The 21,432-nt window shown below is 43.2% G+C and carries 15 protein-coding genes; 5 read left to right on the forward strand and 10 right to left on the reverse strand.

The window, feature by feature from the left end; genetic code table 11:
• Positions 1-156: 156 nt before the first annotated feature.
• Genes SKC37_RS00665 through SKC37_RS00675 form a run of 3 tightly spaced genes read right to left on the reverse strand, consistent with a single transcriptional unit; the run spans position 157 to position 4,728 of the window.
• Positions 157-1,260 carry a Wzz/FepE/Etk N-terminal domain-containing protein gene (locus SKC37_RS00665; RefSeq protein WP_377979618.1) on the reverse strand — a complete coding sequence of 368 codons (1,104 nt, stop codon included), beginning with the start codon at positions 1,258-1,260 and terminating at the stop codon, positions 157-159.
• A gap of 5 nt (positions 1,261-1,265) precedes the next feature.
• Positions 1,266-3,671 (reverse strand): SLBB domain-containing protein, encoded by a 2,406-nt coding sequence (locus SKC37_RS00670; protein WP_377979619.1) that lies wholly within the window; start codon positions 3,669-3,671, stop codon positions 1,266-1,268.
• A 40-nt stretch (positions 3,672-3,711) separates the two neighbouring features.
• Entirely contained in the window at positions 3,712-4,728 is a 1,017-nt protein-coding gene (locus SKC37_RS00675) for a PorP/SprF family type IX secretion system membrane protein (RefSeq protein WP_377979620.1), read from the reverse strand.
• A 68-nt stretch (positions 4,729-4,796) separates the two neighbouring features.
• On the opposite strand from SKC37_RS00675, the gene SKC37_RS00680 reads away from it, so the two are divergent.
• Positions 4,797-7,553, forward strand: a complete 2,757-nt coding sequence (locus tag SKC37_RS00680; protein ID WP_377979621.1) for a T9SS type B sorting domain-containing protein — start codon at positions 4,797-4,799, stop codon at positions 7,551-7,553.
• Here the strand turns inward: SKC37_RS00680 and SKC37_RS00685 are convergent.
• The 3 genes from SKC37_RS00685 to uvrA form a co-directional block, all read right to left on the reverse strand.
• Positions 7,550-9,466 carry an amidophosphoribosyltransferase gene (locus tag SKC37_RS00685; RefSeq protein WP_377979622.1) on the reverse strand — a complete coding sequence of 639 codons (1,917 nt, stop codon included), beginning with the start codon at positions 9,464-9,466 and terminating at the stop codon, positions 7,550-7,552. The genes SKC37_RS00680 and SKC37_RS00685 overlap by 4 nt on opposite strands.
• 85 nt (positions 9,467-9,551) lie before the next feature.
• Positions 9,552-11,012, reverse strand: a complete 1,461-nt coding sequence (locus SKC37_RS00690) for an NADH-quinone oxidoreductase subunit N (protein WP_377979623.1) — start codon at positions 11,010-11,012, stop codon at positions 9,552-9,554.
• 8 nt (positions 11,013-11,020) lie between these two features.
• Positions 11,021-13,849 (reverse strand): excinuclease ABC subunit UvrA, encoded by a 2,829-nt coding sequence (uvrA, locus tag SKC37_RS00695; RefSeq protein WP_377979624.1) that lies wholly within the window; start codon positions 13,847-13,849, stop codon positions 11,021-11,023.
• A gap of 43 nt (positions 13,850-13,892) precedes the next feature.
• Here uvrA and SKC37_RS00700 point away from each other — a divergent pair, with 43 nt between their 5' ends.
• Together SKC37_RS00700 and SKC37_RS00705 are read left to right on the forward strand one after the other, a co-directional pair.
• A complete protein-coding gene (locus SKC37_RS00700) occupies positions 13,893-14,462 on the forward strand; it encodes a hypothetical protein (RefSeq protein WP_377979625.1) in 570 nt (189 codons plus the stop codon).
• A gap of 79 nt (positions 14,463-14,541) precedes the next feature.
• Positions 14,542-15,519, forward strand: coding sequence for a ribonucleoside-diphosphate reductase small subunit (locus tag SKC37_RS00705; RefSeq protein WP_377979626.1), 978 nt, complete (start codon positions 14,542-14,544; stop codon positions 15,517-15,519).
• 60 nt (positions 15,520-15,579) lie between these two features.
• Here SKC37_RS00705 and SKC37_RS00710 read toward each other — a convergent pair whose 3' ends face one another.
• A complete protein-coding gene (locus SKC37_RS00710) occupies positions 15,580-16,140 on the reverse strand; it encodes a HupE/UreJ family protein (RefSeq protein WP_377979627.1) in 561 nt (186 codons plus the stop codon).
• 60 nt (positions 16,141-16,200) lie between these two features.
• Here SKC37_RS00710 and SKC37_RS00715 point away from each other — a divergent pair, with 60 nt between their 5' ends.
• The gene (locus SKC37_RS00715) at positions 16,201-17,787 is read left to right on the forward strand and encodes a GMC family oxidoreductase (RefSeq protein ID WP_377979628.1); all 1,587 of its coding nucleotides are present in this window, start codon (positions 16,201-16,203) and stop codon (positions 17,785-17,787) included.
• 33 nt (positions 17,788-17,820) lie between these two features.
• Entirely contained in the window at positions 17,821-18,258 is a 438-nt protein-coding gene (locus SKC37_RS00720; RefSeq protein ID WP_377979629.1) for a nuclear transport factor 2 family protein, read from the forward strand.
• On the opposite strand, the gene bioA is transcribed toward SKC37_RS00720, so the two are convergent.
• Genes bioA through SKC37_RS00735 form a run of 3 tightly spaced genes read right to left on the reverse strand, consistent with a single transcriptional unit; the run spans position 18,230 to position 21,214 of the window.
• Positions 18,230-19,543 (reverse strand): adenosylmethionine--8-amino-7-oxononanoate transaminase, encoded by a 1,314-nt coding sequence (gene bioA / locus SKC37_RS00725; protein WP_377979630.1) that lies wholly within the window; start codon positions 19,541-19,543, stop codon positions 18,230-18,232. The genes SKC37_RS00720 and bioA overlap by 29 nt on opposite strands.
• Complete coding sequence (gene bioD, locus SKC37_RS00730) at positions 19,500-20,099, reverse strand: dethiobiotin synthase (RefSeq protein ID WP_377979631.1); 600 nt, start codon at positions 20,097-20,099, stop codon at positions 19,500-19,502. The genes bioA and bioD overlap by 44 nt, the downstream gene beginning before the upstream one ends.
• Entirely contained in the window at positions 20,096-21,214 is a 1,119-nt protein-coding gene (locus SKC37_RS00735) for an aminotransferase class I/II-fold pyridoxal phosphate-dependent enzyme (RefSeq protein ID WP_377979632.1), read from the reverse strand. The genes bioD and SKC37_RS00735 overlap by 4 nt, the downstream gene beginning before the upstream one ends.
• Positions 21,215-21,432: the final 218 nt, after the last annotated feature.

Consider the following 21,432-nt stretch of genomic DNA (forward strand, 5'->3'; position numbering starts at 1 on the left):
TCTATGATTTGAAAACTCATTTCAGTCTATTCTAAATCTAAAAAAGGGAGCAATTGCTCCCTTTTTTGATGTCCTGTGAGTAAAAAAATATTTCTGAATGTATCCCCGCAGGGGATTTCAACTTTATTCTTTGTGCTCTATTCTTTATGCTCTTATTTACCCAAGTAGTTCTTTCAGGTTCACAGTCTTAAAGAACACGTAAATTAAGGAGAAGAAGATTCCGACAAACATAAAGCCAATTGTAATAAGGCTACGCTTTGGACCGTCCTTTTGTATAGCTACTTGAGCAGGCTCTAATACCTTGAATACAGGGGTCTCACGATGTAATTTTATCTTAGCCTCTTCATATTGACCACTAATCGTTTGATACAAATTATAGGCGATATCCGCTTCGTATTGTAATTTCTTTTCCCGGTCTTTTGCTACGTTCAGGAATAGGTTCATATTCTGATCACGGTAGGCACTTAAGGTAAATAAGGCTTGATCATAACGTCCGCGTGCTTCATTTTGGCGCTTTTCCAAAAATGCTAGTTCTTGTCTCGCTTTTTGTGTCCGGTAATCCGTCACATACTTGGTTAAATAATGTTGGATTAGGCTGGTAATATTAGCGGCAGCAACGGCATTGGTTAATTTGGTTGTTAAAGAGATTACCCCTGATTTTTTGTCAATTTCTAACACGACAGAAGAGCGCAATTTTTTGATAGCTGCTTGTTCCTTTTTGTTAAGTTTGATTAAATCATTGGATAAGGCGCTGGTGGGCACTTTGTCCAATTTGAAATCCACTACAATATCATCGTCGTTGGGATCCCCACCTATATCTATCGGTGCCGTATCTTGTTTTTCAGATAAAAAATCCAATACAGTTTGCCAATTTTTGTGTTTAGTACTATAGATTTTTGCCTTTAATACTTCTTTTAATAAAGGGGCACTTTGAACAATGTTTGGGTATAAATCAGGGCGGATAGCTTCTGAACCAGCTGTTCCACCACCAATATCGACACCAGCTAAACCCGCTAGTGATTTTAGGCCGCCCATGCCACCCGCACCCCCTGATTTTGAATCAATTTCAGGCAATAGTTTGGCATTGGAACTGTACTCATTAGGTTGTGTAAGAGAATAAATCGCTCCCAATGCTGCAAAAAGGACAGCACATGTCCCAATCAATAATTTATAGGACTTGAGCGTACGGAAAATCTCCCCAAAATTGATGGAAATTTCGCCGTTATCTTCCGAGGAGTTTTGAATATCTGTTGTTGACATCTTACTTATTTAGTCAAATTGTTAATCAATGTCGTTAAGGTAAGTGCCACCGAAACTAGGGCAGAGGATAAACCAACTGCCTCAGCTGTTGTCATTCCTTTCTTCATATTTGTTGGGAATTCAGGTACGACGATTTCTGATCCTGGGAGAACCTTTGGATTTATTCTGAAGAACAAGAAATGTCTACGCTTGGTAGAAATTCCATTCGGTGCTTTCACATATATGTTTTTCTTATCTGCGTATTCCGTGTAACCCCCGGCACCATCTAGGTAATCTTGTAGGCTATTACCCGCTTGGTAGGCAATCGAAATCGGATTTTGTACACCACCTGTTAGCTTGATCGTTTCAAGTACACGTGGGATTATGAGGCGGTCATTCTCCATTAACAATAAGTTGTTGGTTGAATTTGGGTTCTTTAATACTTCGGATAGCTTTACCCCCACCACCGTAGAGTCACGGTATAGGATGGCGCCATCTAAGAATCCCTCTGGCTTCAAACCACCCGCAGCCATCACAAGATCAGAGATTTTTTGGTCATCCTTTGGAATAGCATAACGGCCTGGATAATTCACCATACCCTCGATGCTGACGCCCCTTTGAACCTCGTAATTAGGGGAACGTCGAATGGAAACAATATCAAACGGCTTTAAGGCGTATTGGCTTCCCTCGTTGCTAATATTTAAGCTGCCATCAATATCGAAAGTTTTCACTTCGATTTTTTGGTTTACATCATCTGTAACACCGTGGGTAATGACACGTCTAGAAAGTTCAATTTTTGCGTAACTAGCGGCTTCTTTAAAGCCTTTGGCTAATAGGATCAAATCCGCCACTTTCATGCCTGATCGATATTCGAATATACCCGGCTTGTTCACTTCCCCGAAAATGCTGATTTTCTGGTATTCGCGTAAGGAATCTAATGAATAGACCGTCAAGGAATCTTCTCTGTGTAGCGCAATGTCTGCGATTTCGCCTCTTAAAACCTTGCCTAGGTCGAAAGAGATCATTTCTGGATCATAGTTTTCTTTTCTGCGGGAAATAGTTGCGCGATTTAAGAACGCATTTTCACGAGGACCCTCTGCACGTTTCACTAAATCTTTTACGGTTGTTAGGCCGCTTTCAATCGCAAAAACACCTGGTCTAAACACAGCTCCACTAACTGTTACTCTGTTTTCGTAGCGTTCGATAATCTTACCCACTGAAATAGAATCTCCATTTTGTGGTTGGAAAGTGGCTACTTCATCTTGGGTAATGTTCAATAATTTTAATTCACGTGACGTGTTTCTGCGGACCGTCATGGAATAGGTATAGGCTTTGTCTGTGAATCCTCCGGCATAGCGTAGGATATCTTTCAATGTTTCCCCTTTGATGGCTTCAAATACCATGGGACGTCTCACCTCACCGGCTAATTCCACATGGGTATCGAAATCCCCTACTCGGATAATATCTTGATCTTTTAATTGAATATTGTCTTTCTGATCTGCTTTTAACAAGAAGTCATATAAATCAAGTGTGCGGACCACCTTGTTAGCTCTGATTACGCGAATACTACGGTAGGAGCCATTCTCGTTCGGACCACCAGCTAAATACAAGGCATTAAAGACCGTTGCTAACGATGAAATGGTGTATGAACCTGGATTCTCCACTTCTCCTACAAGTGTTACTTTGATACTTCTAACATTGCCTAGGGTGACAATCGCAGAAGAACCACTGCCTGGGCGATTTAAGCCTTGGTATAGTTGTCTTAAACGACTCACAATGCGGGAGGAAGCTGCCTCAACCGTTAAACCGTTTACATAGATGGGGCTTAAATTAAGGATTTTAATGGTTCCCTCTGGGCTAACAGTAACCGTATAATTATCCATTGCCTCCCCAAAAATATCGATATTTAATTCGTCATCTGGCCCTAGCGTATAGTTTACTGGTGTAGCAATGCGAAGATCGGGTTCGAAATTCAATTTTTTGTTATTAAACAGGTTAGCACCGTAAATAACTTTCTTGGGTAGTTTAGTTGAATCAGTTTCTTCTTCCTCCTCCATCATTGAATCTTCAGAATCCTCGTCCTCGCCATCTGCCGTTGTATTTTTCTTGCCTTTCTTGGTGCTCAACTTGCCAGAAACGCTACGTTTAGATGATGTTTTGCCTTTAGTTGCGGTTGTTTTTTCTTTTGTCTTATTGTCTCCAATTTGTGTCAAGCGAGAACGCATTTTGGCGATATCTGCGGAAGTATATCCTTGTGCTTTGGCTGCTTTTTCTAGTTGAGCTTCTGTCATGCCGCTTGATTGAGCACGTTCGAAGAAAGTAGCAATTTCCTCATCACTTAAATCTTCCACTTTACGTTTTACTTGCGAAAATGACGCATGAACGAGTACTAAAAAGGAAAGGGTCAAAAGAATTCGACTAAATAATTTCATACAAGAATGTTATTATACGTATATAGTAAAACAAATTTAACTAAAATTTGGGACAAGCGAAGCTTTGGCGGTAGCGTTGGTAGGATTTTCTTTGGCCAAAATCCCAGTTTAAAATATAGGAGAAACTCAATTCATGCGCTCCTCCAGCCCCTACACCCAAACCAGATACCGTAAAATCATAGGAATAGCCGAATGAGAAGCGGTTGTTTAGGATGCCAATTTGGCCAATGAGTGATTCTCTGCTGGAAATTGATTCGGCTGAATTTTTATTTAGTGGTAGACCCCGGTAGGAAAAACCGATGACTAAAGGGTCTAATTGCAGGGATGTGCCCAAATCCAATTGACCGAAAGCCCCTTGGTTTTTCACATAAATGGCTGGTTTTAGACTTTTTCCGTAGGATAGGGGAATATTAAGTCCAGCCATTAGGGCATATTTGGGGGCAATTAATTCATCGCTTGAACGAATGAGTGACTGATTAGGCCGATTTATATGGTGGACGGTGGCTCCTAGCCAGTAATTAGCATGATTTAACAACAAGCCAGCTGAAAGATCACCGTAGTGTATTGCATTTACATATTGACTAGACAAAGGGTCTGTTGTGCTGGCTAAACTCCCATTGACGATAAACTGATTAAGTTGGTCACCGTAAGTAAGGTGTGCATAATCAAGACTTCGAAAAACAGCAGCACCTTGTATGCCCATGGAAAAAAGAGTTTTTTCATTTAAGTTCGCATGGTAGGCATACTGCAGCGTCACTAGGTTCGTTTGGAGACTAGAAAATTGCTTGTCTGTCGCGACTAATAATCCGATGCCGCTATTGATTTTTCCCAAACTCACTTCGACTCCTGTGGCGGAATATTGATAATTAGCTGATTGGTTTGGCCATTGATTTCGATGGGTCAAATAGACCTTGTTTTGATCTTGCAGGCCCGCAAAAGCAGGGGAAATGAGCAAAGGATTGGCGAAGTTTTGGGATAGTTGCGGGTCTTGTGCTGAGAGCGAAAGGGCGCCCAGTAATAATACAAAACAGAAATTAAAGGTTAAACCAGCCCTCATAGCTCAGCAATTTACATTCATGCAACGCAATAACCAATTTATTGACTTATTTTGTGGGTAATTCAACCATGATGTCCCGTATCCTGCTTTTGCTTTTATGTACATTCTCTGCACTAGCTCAAGTTCCTAGAACGATTGAGGTGCGGAACAATTGTATCAATCAGTGCAATAATTGCAGTGAGGCTCCTGCGGGAACGGTGTTTGAAATTCGGGATGTTTATCCAGCCGCAGCGACTTATTTATGGGATTTTGGGGAGGGAGGAGCTAATTCATCTGCTAGGACTGGAGTGTATCAGTATTGTAATCCTGGTACTAAAAAGGTTTCGTTAAAAGTAACTTTAGGAGGCGTAACTACCGTCTATGGCCCACAGGATGTAAAAATCGGCGCTCTACCTGATTTTATTTTAGGTAAAGATTCAAATGACACGACCTTAATGATTTGCAAAGGCGATCCAGTCGTATTGAATGCGTTCGGTTCCATTTCAAAGCCGGCTTTCCCGGTGGGGGTTTCTTGGTTTCCGAAAGGTCAGACATCTGACACCATTCATGTTTCGGAATCAGGATGTTATTCTGTGATGGTAACAGATGTAGGTTCTGGGTGCGCCGCTGAGGCAAAAATGGAGGTCAAGATTTGCGGCGAACAACCTAAGGCAGGGGGAGAGGATGGATGGAATTTTGGCCAAAATATCTCCTTACGGTTTACCGGGGGATCCTCCACACCCTCGGCGGGTTCTGGTCCCTTGCGGACACCTGCGGGAGTAGCTAAAATGACGGATGAGAACAATGATTTGATTTTTTATACGAACGGTTCGCGGGTTTATGCGAAAGATAATTCGCTCATAGCTACTGGTTTAAACGGTGATACGACCCAAATTCAGGGAGTTGCAATTTTGCCCAAAACAACTTGCAAAGGCTGTCAATCAGAATACTACATTTTTACCATGCAACGCAATGCGGCTGGCGAAAACCAGCTCTTTTATAGCCTATATGATCGCAAATTAAATGGGGGGGAAGGCGGAATTTCAGTGATGAACCAATTTTTGAGTCCGGCGCCGTCTGCAGAGCGTTTTGGCGTGGCGGTAGGTGGCGGAGACTATTATTGGTTGCAAACACAAGATATTGACTCTACTATTTTACGTACATTTAAGGTGTCCGCAGCAGGTATTTCGGCTCCCATCGAATCGGATGCAAAATTAGCGGTAAAAGGTCCCACAGCCTCGTCTCATTTTTCTCGTGATGGCAAAGTGTTGGCCATTGCCTATTCGAGTCCGCCATCGAATCAGATTGATGTCTATGACTTTGATATAAACACTGGGAAATCTACTTTTCGATATAGGATTCCGCTAGTTGGCAGTCCCTATGGAGTTGAATTTTCTGCCGATGGTAAAATACTTTATGCCTCGATACCAGGGTCTGGCACTTCTCAAATTTGGCAATATGCCATCGCGTCTAAAGATTCGACTATTATGCGAAGATCAACAAGTCTTTTGTGGTCTGGTCCAGGAAAAATAGGCGCTTTGCAAGGCGATCCAGCTAGTGGTTCAATCATTTATGCCACTTTTCAAGGGGCTACGAGTCTGGGAAAAATAGTGAACCCAGATATATCGCTAAAAGATTCAACCCGTTCCGTTAGGGCTACTTTTGTCAGGAATGGTTTGAATTTAGCGGCGGGAACCTCGAGTGGATTAGGTCTACCTTTATCGATTGTATTAACGCCTAAGCCCACTTCTACGCCAAGTATTCAACAAAGTTGTGATGGGACAACCTACCATTTTAAAGTGAGTCAAGATTTATGTGACCCGATTAAAAATGATCGGTTAGATTGGAAAATTTACCGAAGCACTTTAGATCCCAATCGAAACGCAGATGGCTTATTAGTCCCTTTGAATCCAGCGGGCACCTTACTCTATTCGTACACAGGAACAGAGATGACCTTTGACTTTAAACAAGCCGGGGACTATGTGGTCACCGTAGCGATTAGTAATGCGTGTTTGACGAATTATATGCTAGATGCGTCTGCCTACCATGTGGAGTTATTAGATCCATTTGTGTTGCCGGCTAGTTACACCTTTATCTGCAAGGAGGATGGTCGAATTGGACCCACTTCCGTGCCACCGGTGGCTGCCTTTACCTACACTTGGAGTACGGGTGAGTCGTCTCGCTTTATTCAAGTGCCCAATCCATCAGGTCTATATTCGTTAGAAATCAAGGAAGATGCCTCTGGGTGTTCCATCAAAAAAGAGACACAGGTGAATTTTACGACGAATCCATTGGCCGTTAAAAAAGCAGATGGGATCATTTGTAATGACAAACCCATTCAGCCTTATGTGGTTCAGTTGGCTCCCTCACCGGCTAATTTGCAGGTATCTTGGCAATCTAATCCGGGGATTGTTTCGGGGTTTAACTCAAAAGATCTGCTGATCAACCGTAGTGGACTGTATCAATTTACCTTACGGGATACGGATGGATGTGAGTTAAAGGATAGTGTGAAGATTGAGGATAAATGTGACGCCATATTGATTGCGCCTACGGCCTTTACCCCGAACGGCGATGGCCAAAATGATGTGTTTGAGCCGTCTTATAATTGGAATGAACCGAATGTATCCTATCCTAAATCGAGAACACAGGTGATTTCCTTGGAGATTTACAATCGATGGGGAGAACTGCTATATTCAACTAAAGGGCCAGTATTCAGCTGGGATGGTTCGTTTAATGGGGCCAAAGTACCTCAGGAAACCTATGCCTATATCATTCGCTACCAAGCAATCGATTATCCCGAAAAGGGGATTCAAGAAAAACGCGGAGCCATTGTCGTCGTATATTAATACGCGCGCACTTCGATCCCTTTCATGAAGTTAACGAATGATTTATTCACCACTTGGTTTCCACCTGGTGTAGGGAAGTTACCGGTAAAATACCAGTCCCCTAGGTGATCTGGGCAAGCCACACTTAGGTTTGCAACCGTTTGGTAAACGATAGAAAGCTCTGCTTTTAGTCCTTTTGGACGGACAATTTCAGCAATTTTATCTGAGATTTCATCGTCAGTGAATGGAGCATAAATAGCCTTAACAAAGTTTTCTTCCTCTGCCGTACCATTTTCCAAGGCGTTCAAACAACGTAAGTTCACTTCGTCTAAAATGTGCTCTAATCCGCGCTCCTGTAATAAAGCTAAAGCGGCACGGAACGCCACGAATTCTTTCATCTTTGACATATCGATACCATAACAATCTGGGTAACGAATTTGTGGAGCAGAAGAAACGATGACGATTTTCTTAGGGGATAATTTATCCAATAATTTTAGGATACTTTTCTCTAGTGTTGTGCCGCGAACAATCGAATCATCGATGATAACCACCGAATCAACATCCTTATTAATTACTTCATAAGTCGTATCATAAACATGTGCGACCATGTCGTCACGCTGATCATCTGAGGTGATGAAAGTACGCACTTTTACGTCCTTAGAAATCAGCTTTTCGACGCGCGGACGGAATGTTAATAGCTCTTCTAATTCTTGTTCGAAAAGAATGCCATCCATGATGGCTTTCTTACGTTCTTTGGCCAAATGGTCTTCTAAACCATCAATCATTCCTAGGAATGCTGTTTCGGCTGTGTTCGGAATATAAGAGAATACGGTGTTCTTCAGGTCGTGGTGTACTTCGCTCAAAATTTGAGGAATCAACAATTGACCTAATTTTTTGCGCTCATGGTAGATATCTGGATCCGAACCGCGCGAGAAATAGATGCGCTCGAAAGAGCATGATTTCTGCTCTAAGCGATCGATAAATGGAACCTCTTTGACTTCGCCTTGAATATCGATAATTAAGGCATGGCCCGGAGTGATTTCTTTGATTTGATCGTAAGCGCAGTTGAACGAAGTCTTAATGGCCTGTTTTTCAGAGGCCACTACAGCCACTTCTTCATCCACGTAATAATAGGCGGGACGAATTCCAGCTGGGTCACGTGCCACAAAAGAAGCACCGTAACCTGTCATTCCTACCATCGCATATCCGCCATCAAAATCTTTGCAAGAGCGTTCTAATACGCGCTTCAGGTCGATTTCTTGGGCGATAATATCGGATAATTCCGGGTTTTCGTATTGGTCTTTGTATTTGCCAAATTGGCGTTGATTCTCTTCATCTAAAAAGTGACCGATTTTTTCCATTACGGTAACCGTATCCACTTTTTCTTTCGGGTGTTGTCCTAGGGAAACTAATTTGTTGAACAAATCATCCACGTTAGTCATGTTGAAATTACCGGCCATCACGAGGTTACGGCTTCTCCAGTTGTTTTGACGCAACATCGGGTGGCAGTTTTCAATCTCGTTTTGGCCGTGTGTTCCGTAGCGCAAGTGCCCTAAAAGTACTTCTCCTGTGAAAGCGACATTCTCTTGCCACCAATCTGCATCGTGAACAGCATCAATGCCGGTCTCACGCTTAACAGCCTTAGCGAGTTTTTGTGCTTTTGCGAATTTCTTATTGATTTTTCCAAAAATATCTGCCACCGCTTGTGGCTCTACCGAACGGTATCTGGAAATGTACCTGTGCCCTGGTTTTACGTTGATTTTGATGTTTGCCACCCCGGCTCCATCTTGTCCTCTGTTGACTTGCTTCTCCATCATCAGATAAAGTTTGCTCAGTCCGTAAGTAGGTGTTTTGTATTTGTCTAAGTAGTGCTGAAAAGGCTTTCGTAGGCGGATGAGGGCAATTCCGCATTCGTGCTTAATAGAATCAGACATGGAAACGTGGGGCTATTTTAAAAATCAAGCCCAAAATTAGCCAAAATAAATGACCAATAAGCTGATTTTTTTATTTTTTTATCGACTATTTCCATAGGTTTGTCAAGATCGCTGGGAATAAGAGAGATGCGATCAAAATCGCCGTTAAAAATCCGTAAGAGTAGATTTCGAGAGAAGATAATTTATTCCACAGACCGGTTTTTTTAGTCGATTTTTTGAAATACAATTGGAAAGGAATCTTTAAATAATAAAACAAAGAAATGGCGGTTACTAAAATGGCCACAAGGAGTAAAAGTAGCAGCCCCAAAGCGGTCGACGTTTCATAGTTTGACCACAACAAACTGAAGTAAGTCATCTTCGCAATAAAGGTTCCAGCGGGTGGTAAGCCGACTAAAGCGACAAGGCCCGTTAATAAGAAAAAGGCCGGTACTGGTTTCTCTGATCCCAGCCCTGCAAAAGACTTCACGTCATCCGCATCAGCCTCGTCGATGAGGTAGAAAACCAATAAGCTAGCGATACTATATAAGAAGCCGTAGAATAAGATGGCATCTAAAGCCTGTACAGGTTGGAAAAACCACGCCATGGCTAAAAAACCACCGTGCGCGATGCTGGAATAGGCGAGGAGGCGTTTGGTGTTGTTTTGGCCCAATGCTCCTAAATTTCCCACTAACAAGGTCAGTATAGCTAAAACCGCTAATTCATTTGCATAAGAAACCGGCAAAGCAGGAAGCAGACGCACCCCCACGAAAGCAATAGCCAGCTTAGGTGCGGTCGAAATCCAAGTCATCCAAGGGGCCGGCAATTTCTCCATCACGTCTGGATTCCAGGGATGAAAAGGCGCCCAAGACATCTTGAACAATAATCCCACCGCAAAAAGTCCCAAAGCAAATCCACGCAAATAAGGATCTGCAACGGATATTCCGCGGGAGAAATCCACGCTAGTAAAATCCAACGTTCCTGTCAAACCATACAACAACGAAATGCCGTAAATAAACAAAGCAGAGGATCCTAGTCCGAACAAAACATAGGGTAAACTAGCCCGGGAGGACTCTTTTCGAAGACTTACTAGCACATAAGTCCCCATCGACATAAATTCAATCGACAAGAATAAACTCAAAGCATTGGTGCTCAGGCTACTCAGTAAGGCACCCAGCAAAATGGATAGAAACCCAATCAGTTCTTCGAACGTAAATGATTTTTTATGGATTTGATTCATCAAAATGAGCAAAAAACCGATACCTAAAATCAAGGTATTGATGGCATTCGATCCTAAATTCGCTTCAAACAAGCCGGAGGCAAATGAGCCGACTAAGCCTAATTCATTCCGTTGAAAACTGAGCGATAAGGCTAATAAGAGGGGTATTTGGCAGGTGAAATAGCGCCAAGAGGTACTAAATTTCTCTGTTTTAACGTGTAAAAATAATTCGATGAACAGACTAAATAGGATCGTTCCCGCCACGATTAATTCAGGAATCGCTAGGTGGAGTCCGGCCGTGATGGACTGGATTCTTTCTGCGAGCTGAGTGAGGTTTGCGAACGAAGACATAGTTAAAATTATAGTTTTTGGCTTAAATAATGAGCGGTTGGATTGTTTTTCAGGCCTTTCATCTCTTCTGGTGTACCTTGGAATGTAATATAGCCCCCGTTTTCGCCACCCTCAGGGCCTAAATCAATGATGTGATCCGCACATTTAATGACTTCCATATTGTGCTCGATAATCACGACAGAATCCCCTTGTTCTACTAAATCGTTCATCGCTTTTAACAGCTTTTTAATGTCATGGAAATGTAGACCTGTGGTGGGTTCGTCAAAAATAAACAAGGTTTTACCTTTATTCGGATTTCCCTTACCTAAGAAGCTCGCGAGTTTCACGCGCTGTGCCTCACCGCCGGAAAGCGAGTTCGATGATTGCCCTAATTTGATATAGCCCAAGCCTACTTGGAAGAGTGGGTCGATTTTATCCGCAATACGTGGTTGTTTCTCTCGGAAGAATTCTACCGCCTCTTCGACGGTTAAGTCCAAAATTTCGGATATGTTTTTATCCTGGAATTTGACATCCAAAATTTCTTGTTTAAACCGGGAGCCACCACAGGATTCACAAGGCAACTTGATGTCCGCCATGAATTGCATTTCAATCGTGATTTCTCCCTCGCCTTGGCATACCTCACAGCGCCCTCCCTCGACATTAAAAGAGAAGTGTGCAGGTTTATATCCACGAGCTTTAGCTACGGGTAATTCGGAATACAAGGCTCTGATGGCGTCGTAGGCCTTTATGTAAGTCACAGGATTCGAACGAGACGATTTTCCGATCGGTTGCTGATCGACCATTTCGATACTCGCAATTTTATTTGTACTTCCTTTAATCTCGCGGAATCGCCCCGTTTCTTCCGTGCCTTGTTGCAACAAACGCAGCATCGCTGGGTATAAAATTTTGCGAATTAAGGTGGATTTTCCAGAACCGCTGACACCTGTGACGACCGTCATGATGCCTAAAGGAATCGCGACGTCGACGTTTTTTAAATTATTTTCAGAAGCACCTGTGATTTCGATGTGTGCCAAAGGTTTGCGTCTGAAATATGGCACTTCAATGCGGTCTTGGCCATTTAGGAAACGCAAGGTGTGGCTATCGGTAGTTTTGTCTACCAAAGCCTCTGTTAAATTCCCCTGAAAGATCAAATTCCCGCCATGGCGACCTGCTTCTGGACCGATGTCGATAATCTGATCTGCCGCTCGCATGACTTCCTCTTCATGTTCCACCACGATGACCGTGTTTCCCATATTTTTCAACATCTCTAACACCGAAATTAATCGTTCTGTATCTCGAGGGTGCAAACCGATGCTCGGTTCATCTAAAATGTACATAGAACCTACTAGGGCGCTGCCCAGAGAAGTCGCTAATTTAATGCGTTGAAATTCGCCCCCAGAAAGCGTGGAACTCAAACGGTTCAACGTTAAATAGCCTAAACCCACCCGGTCCATATATTCCAAGCGGTTGTTAATCTCGATTAAAATACGTCTAGAAACCTGCTGATCGTGCTCGTTCAGCTCCAGGTTTTCAAAGAAGTCTTTTGTTTTCGATAGGGGCCAAAGCACCAAATCGACTAAAGAAATTCCTGCAATCTTCACATAACCAGCATCCATTCTCAACCGCGAACCCTGGCATTCCGGACAATTCGTTTTGCCGCGGTAACGCGATAGCATCACGCGGTATTGAATTTTATAGGTCTCTTTCTCTAGGTGATCAAAAAACTGGGTTAGGCCTGCAAAATACTTATTTCCAGTCCATAATAACTTTTTCTCCGTCGCGCTTAAGTCCTTGTAGGGACGGCGAATAGGAAAATCGAATTGAACCCCGTTGCGCAGTAATGGACTTAACCACTCGCTCATACGTTCACTTCTCCAAGGAGCAATCGCTCCCTCGTAGATAGATAAATCATGATCCGGAAATACTAAATCAGGGTCTAAACCCAGGACTTTTCCGTATCCCTCGCAATTACGGCATGCGCCGTAGGGATTATTAAAGGAGAAGAGATTTAAACTCGGCTCCTCAAAAATCCTCCCATCTAATTCGAATTTATTCGAGAATATATCCCGCTTGCGTCCCTCGATTTCTATCCAGCAAACGCCTTCTCCCTCGAAATAGGCCGTTTGTACGGAATCCCCTACACGGAATTGCGTTTCTTCGTCGTCTTTTTTAGAGACCAAACGGTCGATCAAAATCGCGATCTCCGCCGGTTTTTTCGCGAGCTTTTGCAAATGAGCAGGATCCTCTACTAATTCCTCCAAGGCAATAATTTCATCTTGGAATTTCAATCGAGAATAACCTTTCTGGATCAGTAATTGACATTCGTTTTCTAAGCTTCTGTCTTCGTGGTGAACGATTGGAGCTAGAATGAGGACTTTTTTGCCATCGTTTTGGGCAATAAAATCCACAATATGAGAGACCGAATCTTTGCGCACTTCCTGTCCAGAAACCGGGGAAATGGTGCGGCCGATGCGGGCAAAAAGCAATTTTAAATAATCGTAGATTTCTGTAGTGGTACCTACCGTGGAACGCGGGTTCTTTGTGTTGACCTTTTGTTCAATGGCAATCGCTGGCGAAACCCCTTTAATATAATCCACGGCGGGCTTTTCCATACGTCCCAAAAACTGCCGCGCGTAGCTGTTCAGACTTTCGACGTACATTCTTTGGCCCTCTGCAAACAAGGTGTCAAAGGCCAAGGAAGACTTCCCTGATCCCGATAAACCCGTGATAACGACCAGCTGATTACGTGGAATCGCCACATCGACTCCTTTCAAATTGTGCACGCGCGCACCTTTAATAATGATGTGCGTTTTCGGATCACAATTTTCAATGTTATGCTTTGACTGTGGGGAGTTCATTTTACAAAAATATCCTTTAATTTTGGTAATCAATTTAAGCCAAATGAAAAAACTACTTTTATTCTTTTCACTCCTCACTTTTGTGGGAGTTTCGGATGCCTTAGCACAAGAACCAGTGGTCATTAAAGAGGAGGGAGCCGAGGGCGATTTGGATGTGGAAAAGGACGTTAGAGAATTACCTTTCCGCCAACGCTTGAATTTTGGTGGGGGAATTAGTGGATTGAGTTTTGGTAATCCGACCAGCATAGGGGTTTCGCCTATGGTCGGGTATTCGTTGACGAATAATGCGATTGTAGGGGTGGCTGTGACATACCAGTATTATTCAGATTCGTTTAGAACATATAATCTGTTAGGGGAGCGCGTTTTTATACGTCAGCAAGTTCCCGCCCTGAATCAGTTAATTGGGCAGGGGTATTTAATAGGTCAAATAGAAAACTTCCATACTCCGGCAAATAGCATAGGTCCGGATTACTCCAATCCAGTCTTGGTAGGCGTGGGGATTGGTTCTAAAATCGGTCTTAATTTTAATGTGATGTATGACCTAAATTATACTTCAGGACGCTCGCCGTATGGCTCAGCGCTTGTAGTTCAAATCGGCGGATTTTTCTTTTAAAATTTAAAACAATTTTAGCCCTTTTAGAGTCTTGTATATCAGGTAGAATTTCTTAATTTCGAGCTCAATTTAAATTTTTATGTCAACGATAGCAGTAGAACCCTTATTGGTTGAGGATCCCAACCGTTTTGTGCTTTTCCCGATTAAGCATGATGATATTTGGCAATTTTATAAAAAAGCGGAAGCGTCTTTCTGGACAGCTGAAGAAATCGATTTATCTCAAGATTTAGCGGACTGGAAAAAGATGAACGATGGCGAGCGTCACTTCGTTTCACACGTTTTGGCATTCTTCGCTGCATCGGATGGAATCGTAAATGAAAATTTAGCGAATAACTTCTTGAAAGAAGTGCAATACGCAGAGGCGAAATGTTTCTATGGTTTCCAAATCATGATGGAAAACATTCACTCTGAAACCTATTCTCTTTTAATTGATTCATATATCAGTGATCCGAAAGAAAAAGATCATCTTTTGCGTGCTATCGAGACAATCGATTGCGTAAAGAAAAAGGCGGATTGGGCTTTGAAATGGATCGAGTCAGACAATTTTGTTGAACGTTTAATTTCGTTCGCAGCGGTAGAAGGTATTTTCTTCTCTGGTTCATTCTGCTCGATTTTCTGGTTAAAGAAACGTGGTTTAATGCCAGGTCTTTCGTTTTCGAACGAATTGATCTCGCGTGACGAAGGTTTACACTGTGATTTCGCGTGTTTATTATATGCAGATCACATCAAAAATAAATTATCTCAAGAGCGTATTTATGAAATTATCTTAGATGCGGTAGAGATCGAAAAAGAATTCGTTACAGTAGCATTACCCGTTTCACTAATCGGTATGAATGCAGAAATGATGTGTCAATACATCGATTTCGTAGCTGACCGTTTATTGGTTTCTTTGGGATGTAAGAAGCATTACAATGCGACAAATCCATTCGACTTCATGGAGATGATCTCTTTACAAGGAAAAACAAACTTCTTCGAGAAGCGTGTGGCTGAATACCAAAAATCAGGCGTTATGTCTGACAAGGATTCAATGTCATTCTCGTTAGATGAAGACTTTTAGTCCTCTGAAATTTCAGGGAAAGGCCTCGATGAAAATCGGGGCTTTTTTTATGGCCAGCGATTATGGCAAGCGTTCCAGGATCATGGGCAAAACAAGGCCGATGGTGATGCCTGAAACGACTTGGATGTAGGCCGCTTGCTTCCATTTAAATACGTGAAGCGACAGGATGGAAGTCGCAAGTATAAGAGTAACTACGACTATTTGGCCTATTTCTAGTCCTACATTAAAGGCCAGGAGCGGTGTAAAAATCGAGCTTTCTGCGCCTAACAAACTTTGTAAATAATTCGAGAAGCCCAGGCCATGGATCAGTCCAAAGATGGCAACCACGCCATATTTATAGCGTTGTTCCGTCTGAACTAGATTGCTTATGGCCGCTACCAAAATCGTACAAGGAATCAAGAATTCTACCCAAGCAATATTTACCTGAATTAGGTGAAGGGTCGCTAAAGCTAAGGTAATCGAATGTCCCAGCGTAAAAGCTGTTACCAGCCAAAGTAATTTTTTATAGTCCGTGACTACATAAACGCAAGTCAGCGAGAGGATAAACAAAAGATGGTCTAGGGCAGCCCAATTCAGGATATGTCCAAGGCCTAAAGAAAAGTAGACAGAAAAATTGCTCACGGTTCGTTGTTTATTGACCAAAAATAGGGATATTCAAAGAGAAAATGGTAGACTTATTCTATGAAATTTGATTACATCATTGTGGGAGCCGGTACGGCGGGCTGCGTTTTAGCGCACCGATTATCCGAAAATCCTTTAAACCAGGTATTATTGATTGAAGCAGGAGGTGATTTTCGAGATCCCCGCATTTCGATGCCATCGGCCTATTCCTTGTTAAACCACACCTATTTAAACTGGAATTTTTTCACGGAACCACAACCGCATTTAGGGGGTCGCCGAATCTACCAGCCTCGTGGTAAAACCGTGGGCGGAAGTTCTGCGATTAACTGCATGGCGTATATTCGGGGGAATAAAGCGGATTATGACGCTTGGGCGGCTTGGGGTTGTGACGGTTGGTCCTATCAGGATGTGCTGCCCTATTTCAAAAAGTCAGAAGACAACGAAGATTTTCAAAACGAATACCACGGGAGTGGCGGCTTGCACCGGGTGGCGAAGAATCGACATTTGACTATTTTTGGCGATGCTTTCATTGAAGGTTGCGCCTCCCAAGGAATTCCGGCAAATCCCGATTTCAATGGGGCGAAGCAGGTGGGAGCCGGTTTATTTCAGTTCAACATACAGGATGGAGAACGAGCTTCCGGTGCAAAGGCTTTTATCCAACCGGCACTTTCAAGAAAGAATTTACATATTCAAACTTCATTTCAGGTCGCTTCCTTAGTGATGCAAAGGGAAAAGGTGACTGGATTGAAGGGCTATAAATTGGGTTCGAAAAAAACCGTCGAATTTGAGGCTTCAGAAGTTATTTTATCAGCTGGAGCTTTCCAAAGTCCGCAAATCTTACAACTATCCGGCATAGGCGATGCAGCAGAATTGAAAGCCCTTGGAATCGATTCCCGAATAGATTTATCTGGTGTAGGCAAGAATTTATCTGATCACTTATTTGTGAACATGAACGCGCAAGCTAGCACGAAAGGGCAGTCGTATAATGTGGCGTTGGGGGTGAAAAACTACTTGGATTATACGTTTAAGAAGCAAGGACCACTGGCTTCGAGTCCTTTAGAGGCCGCGGCTTTCTTCGATTCGGTGAATCAATCGGATGTGCCAGATTTGCAATTCCATTTCTCTTCTGCGTGGGCTGCTGATATGTACGATTATAGTAAAATGCCGTTGAGCGATGGATTTACCATTCTGCCTACCTTGTTAAAGCCCAAAAGTCGAGGAACGGTTAGCCTGCGTTCTGCGGACTATCATGAAGCACCGGTAATTGATCCACGCTATTTGTCGGAGAAAGAAGACCTCGAAACCTTGAAGCGAGGAGTGCGCATCGCACGAGATATCGTGTTGTCTTCAGCGTTTGACGGATTAAGAAAAGGATCGGAATTGAATTATCCATCAGGACCTTGGAACGAAGAACTAATCGAAAAACATATTGAGCAAGCCACGGAATGCGTGTACCATCCGGTGGGAACCTGCAAGATGGGAACGGATGCGAAGGCAGTGTGTGAACCTGCGACTTTGCGCGTTCGCGGTTTGCTAGGGCTGCGAGTGGCAGATGCGTCGATTATGCCGGATGTGATTTCGGGGAATACGAATTCCGCGGTGGTGATGATTGCGGAGAAGGCGGCTGATTTAATTTTGAGTAAATAAACCGCGCGAAAGCGTTTTAAAAGAAAAAGAACAATGAAAAAAGTATTGATTTTATTTTGCCTTTTGGCACCGATGATCGGCTTCGCTCAAAACGAAGAGTCTTTAAAAGAAGCGGAATTAAGTCGATTTAAGTACCTCGTATCGAAAGATCGTGCTGGTTTAGAATCTGTTATTCACAAAGAACTTGTCTACTTCCACTCGAGTGGTGTACAAGATTCGAAGGATAGTTACATTGCCTCCGTGTTATCGGGGAAATCGATTTATCTGTCTATTACTCCGGAGGAAATGCAACAACGGGTGTATGGCAAGACGGGAATTAATACAGGAATCATTGTGATTCAGCAGCCCGCAGCTGACGGAGGACAAACTCCTTTACGCGTTCGTTTTACCGATGTGTATGTATATGCAGACAAGCGTTGGCAAATGGTTTCTTGGCAAGCCACTAAATTAGTCCCTGCGCAAAAGCCTTAATTTTATCGTAGATATACGCTAAATCCTCGTCTTTTATACAATAGGGGGCGAGGATATAGATGGTATTTCCCAAAGGACGCATCAAAATGCCTTGCCCTAAGAAGTAGCGGTAAATATCATCCCGGATGGAGTGTAAATAGCCATCCGTTTCCCCCGTTTCCACCTCCATCGCTAGAATCGTACCGTGAATCCGCACGTTTTTAAGGTTAGGATGATTTTCCAGCGTGGCAGCGAAAGCACGATGACATGATTCAACGTGAGCAATAGACGTCCAAGTTTCTTCTTTTTCCATCAAATCCATACTTGCATTTGCCGCAGCGCAGGCTAAAGGATTTGCCGTAAAGGAATGGGAATGGAACATCATTTTTCGGCGGTCATCCGATAGAAATGACTGAAAAATATTTTCACTACAAAGGGTTAAACCCATGGCCATCATGCCGCCGGTTAGGCCTTTGGAGAAACAAACGATGTCTGGTTTTTCAACCAAATAATCCATGGCAAACCACCTCCCCGTACGACCGAATCCGGTCATGATTTCATCCGCGATGCAGAACATCCCTTTTTCGTGGGCCATTTGAATCAAGGCATCTAAGGTAGACGCCTCGTACATTTTCATTCCACCTGCCCCTTGAATTAATGGCTCAAAGATGAAAGCCGCATAGTCGTCCGAGTTTAAAGAGGACATAGCTGCAAGACAAGCTTCGGTGTCTTGAGGACTTGGAAGGAATTCTACCTCGAAAAGCATATCCTGAAACGGGTCATTAAAGGAACTCGGCGCCCCTAAACTCATCGCCCCAAAGGTGTCCCCATGGTAGGCATCTGCAAAAGCTAGAATTTTTCTGCGCTTGGTGTTTCCTTGGTTGTGGAAGAATTGCAAGGCCATTTTGATGGCAACCTCTACGGCAGTGGAGCCATTATCTGAGAAGAAAACGCGTTCGAAATTAGCCGGTAAATGACTTAATAAGCGTTCTGAAAGTCGAACGGCAGGTTCGTGGGTAAAGCCCGCGAAAATGACTTGTTCAAGCTGGAGAGCTTGTTCGTACACTTTTTGGGCTAAATACGGATGCCCGTGACCGTGCGTATTCACCCACCAAGATGAAATTGCATCAATGTATTTTTTGCCCTCCGTGTCAAACAAATGCGCGCCTTTTCCGCCCGTAATCGGAATCGAAATAGGTTCTATCTGGTGTTGCGTGAACGGGTGCCAAATGACCGCCGCATCCCGAGAAGACAAATTTGAATTAGACATTGATTTTATGGGCATACGAAGCGATAATCGCTTCATTGATTTCTGATTCTGTATTCACGCGCAAAATAAGGGGTAAACCCGTATGGTTCAAAATAAACTTTTCGCCTGACGGATTTTCAGGTCCATTGAAAACGATTCCGGCCATTGGAACTCCATGCTTTTTTAATAGCTCGTAACTTAACAAGGTATGATTCAGGCTGCCTAAATAGTTTTTGCTCACTAAAATGACAGGCAAATTCAGGTGTTTGATTAAGTCTAGATTCGTCTCACGATCATTCAATGGCACCATAATTCCACCGGCTAATTCAACGATCAAGGTCTGATCAGTGGGAATTTTAAAACGCTCCAATGAGATTGTTATACCATCGATTTCTGCCGCTGAATGCGGGGACATCGGTTGGGTTAAGGCATAAGTCGAAGGGTGAACAGTGGCAGATGGTACCCAGTTGCGAATCCAATACGCATCTCCCGTATCTAAATCCCCAGCTTGAACGGGTTTCCAATAATTAGCCTTTAATCCTGCCGTTAAGATGGCAGAAACGACTGTTTTACCAATTTCAGTCCCTATTCCGGCGACGATAAATTGTTTCATTCGAGTGTTTTTATTAGTGATTTTAGTTGTTCTAAGGTGTGTTTTGCGTTTAGTGTGATGCGAATACGCTCTTTGCCTTTCGCTACCGTGGGGAAAACGATGGGTTTGATGGCGAATTCGCTAGCAGAGGCAGCTTTTGCGCGCACGGCCTCGTTTCCGGTAACGAAGAACGTTTGTATGGCGGTTTGGCTATCTCCCCAGGCATCAGAATGGCAGTTGGCACGGAAGAAAGCGATGTTTTCTTGCAGTTTTTGTCTGGCTTCGTTTTGGGTGGGCAAATAGTGCAAAGTGCTTAAAAGTGCTGAAACGTGTGCCGGTGTGGGTGCGGTGGAATAGATGAACGGTCTAGCGAAATTCACGAGGTATTCTTTGAGGGCCGAAGACCCCAAGACTACCGCTCCCGCATTTCCCCAGGCTTTCCCGAAGGTTATTACCCGAGCAAAAACGTCTTCACAAAGCCCTAAATCGTAGACTAATCCTTGTCCTGCTAGCCCATAAACTCCGCCGGAATGCGCCTCATCTACGATGAGTTCAGCCTGGTATTTATTCTTTAATTCGATCAAAGCGCGCAATGGAGCTACATCGCCATCCATCGAATAAACTGATTCCACTACGATCCACTTACGAGTTTCGGCGGGGTATTGATCTAAAAGATGAACTAAGTCATCCAAGTTATTGTGCTTGAAGATGCGTCGTTCGGCTTTGGAAAGACGTAAACCATCAATTAAACTCGCGTGTAACAGTTTATCACAGAAAATAACGTCGCCCTCCTGTGGTAGGGAGGAGATCAAACCAATGTTTGCATCGTAGCCTGAACTAAAAAGCAAGGCGGATTCTGATCCGTGAAAGGCAGCGCATTCTTTTTCGAATTGCTCAATCAAAGATGAATGTCCTGAAATGAGTCTAGATCCGGTGGCGCCATTTTTGCGCCATTCGCTTGGCAAGCTTTCGAAATCGCGCGCGATGGACGCTGCCAGAACGGGATCACCCGCTAAACCGAGGTAATCGTTCGAACAAAAATCCGTGCGGTTATCCAGTACGGATAATTGCCTGAATAAGCCCTCTTTACGACGGGATTCCAAAAGGTCAATAAGCTGCTGCTGAATGTTTTCCATAGATTCTTGTGCTGCAAAACTACGAAATAATCGCTGTGGACGTGTATTTTATCATTTAATTGATTTTGAAGCCCAAATTTTGGCCTAAAACCTTGACAATTCCCTGCTAATACCGTAGTATTGCATGTCGATTCTGACAATTCAACGAGTAAACGTCCCCTAATTTTCTCATTTGACACACATTCTGACAGAACTGTCTGTTGTCAATCTTAATTAAT

The organism is Aquirufa esocilacus, assembly GCF_042715595.1.
In the GTDB taxonomy this organism is placed as follows: Bacteria; Bacteroidota; Bacteroidia; order Cytophagales; family Spirosomataceae; genus Aquirufa; species Aquirufa esocilacus.

Excerpts from the sequence above, each read along its gene's own strand:
- SKC37_RS00670 (WP_377979619.1), bottom strand. The coding sequence starts at position 3,671 with ATGAAATTATTTAGTCGAATTCTTTTGACCCTTTCCTTTTTAGTACTC.
- SKC37_RS00685 (WP_377979622.1), bottom strand. The coding sequence starts at position 9,466 with ATGTCTGATTCTATTAAGCACGAATGCGGAATTGCCCTCATCCGCCTA.
- uvrA (WP_377979624.1), bottom strand. The coding sequence starts at position 13,849 with ATGAACTCCCCACAGTCAAAGCATAACATTGAAAATTGTGATCCGAAA.
- SKC37_RS00690 (WP_377979623.1), bottom strand. The coding sequence starts at position 11,012 with ATGTCTTCGTTCGCAAACCTCACTCAGCTCGCAGAAAGAATCCAGTCC.
- SKC37_RS00680 (WP_377979621.1), top strand. The coding sequence starts at position 4,797 with ATGATGTCCCGTATCCTGCTTTTGCTTTTATGTACATTCTCTGCACTA.
- SKC37_RS00675 (WP_377979620.1), bottom strand. The coding sequence starts at position 4,728 with ATGAGGGCTGGTTTAACCTTTAATTTCTGTTTTGTATTATTACTGGGC.
- bioD (WP_377979631.1), bottom strand. The coding sequence starts at position 20,099 with ATGAAACAATTTATCGTCGCCGGAATAGGGACTGAAATTGGTAAAACA.
- SKC37_RS00715 (WP_377979628.1), top strand. The coding sequence starts at position 16,201 with ATGAAATTTGATTACATCATTGTGGGAGCCGGTACGGCGGGCTGCGTT.
- SKC37_RS00705 (WP_377979626.1), top strand. The coding sequence starts at position 14,542 with ATGTCAACGATAGCAGTAGAACCCTTATTGGTTGAGGATCCCAACCGT.
- SKC37_RS00665 (WP_377979618.1), bottom strand. The coding sequence starts at position 1,260 with ATGTCAACAACAGATATTCAAAACTCCTCGGAAGATAACGGCGAAATT.
- SKC37_RS00700 (WP_377979625.1), top strand. The coding sequence starts at position 13,893 with ATGAAAAAACTACTTTTATTCTTTTCACTCCTCACTTTTGTGGGAGTT.
- SKC37_RS00720 (WP_377979629.1), top strand. The coding sequence starts at position 17,821 with ATGAAAAAAGTATTGATTTTATTTTGCCTTTTGGCACCGATGATCGGC.
- SKC37_RS00735 (WP_377979632.1), bottom strand. The coding sequence starts at position 21,214 with ATGGAAAACATTCAGCAGCAGCTTATTGACCTTTTGGAATCCCGTCGT.
- bioA (WP_377979630.1), bottom strand. The coding sequence starts at position 19,543 with ATGAAGCGATTATCGCTTCGTATGCCCATAAAATCAATGTCTAATTCA.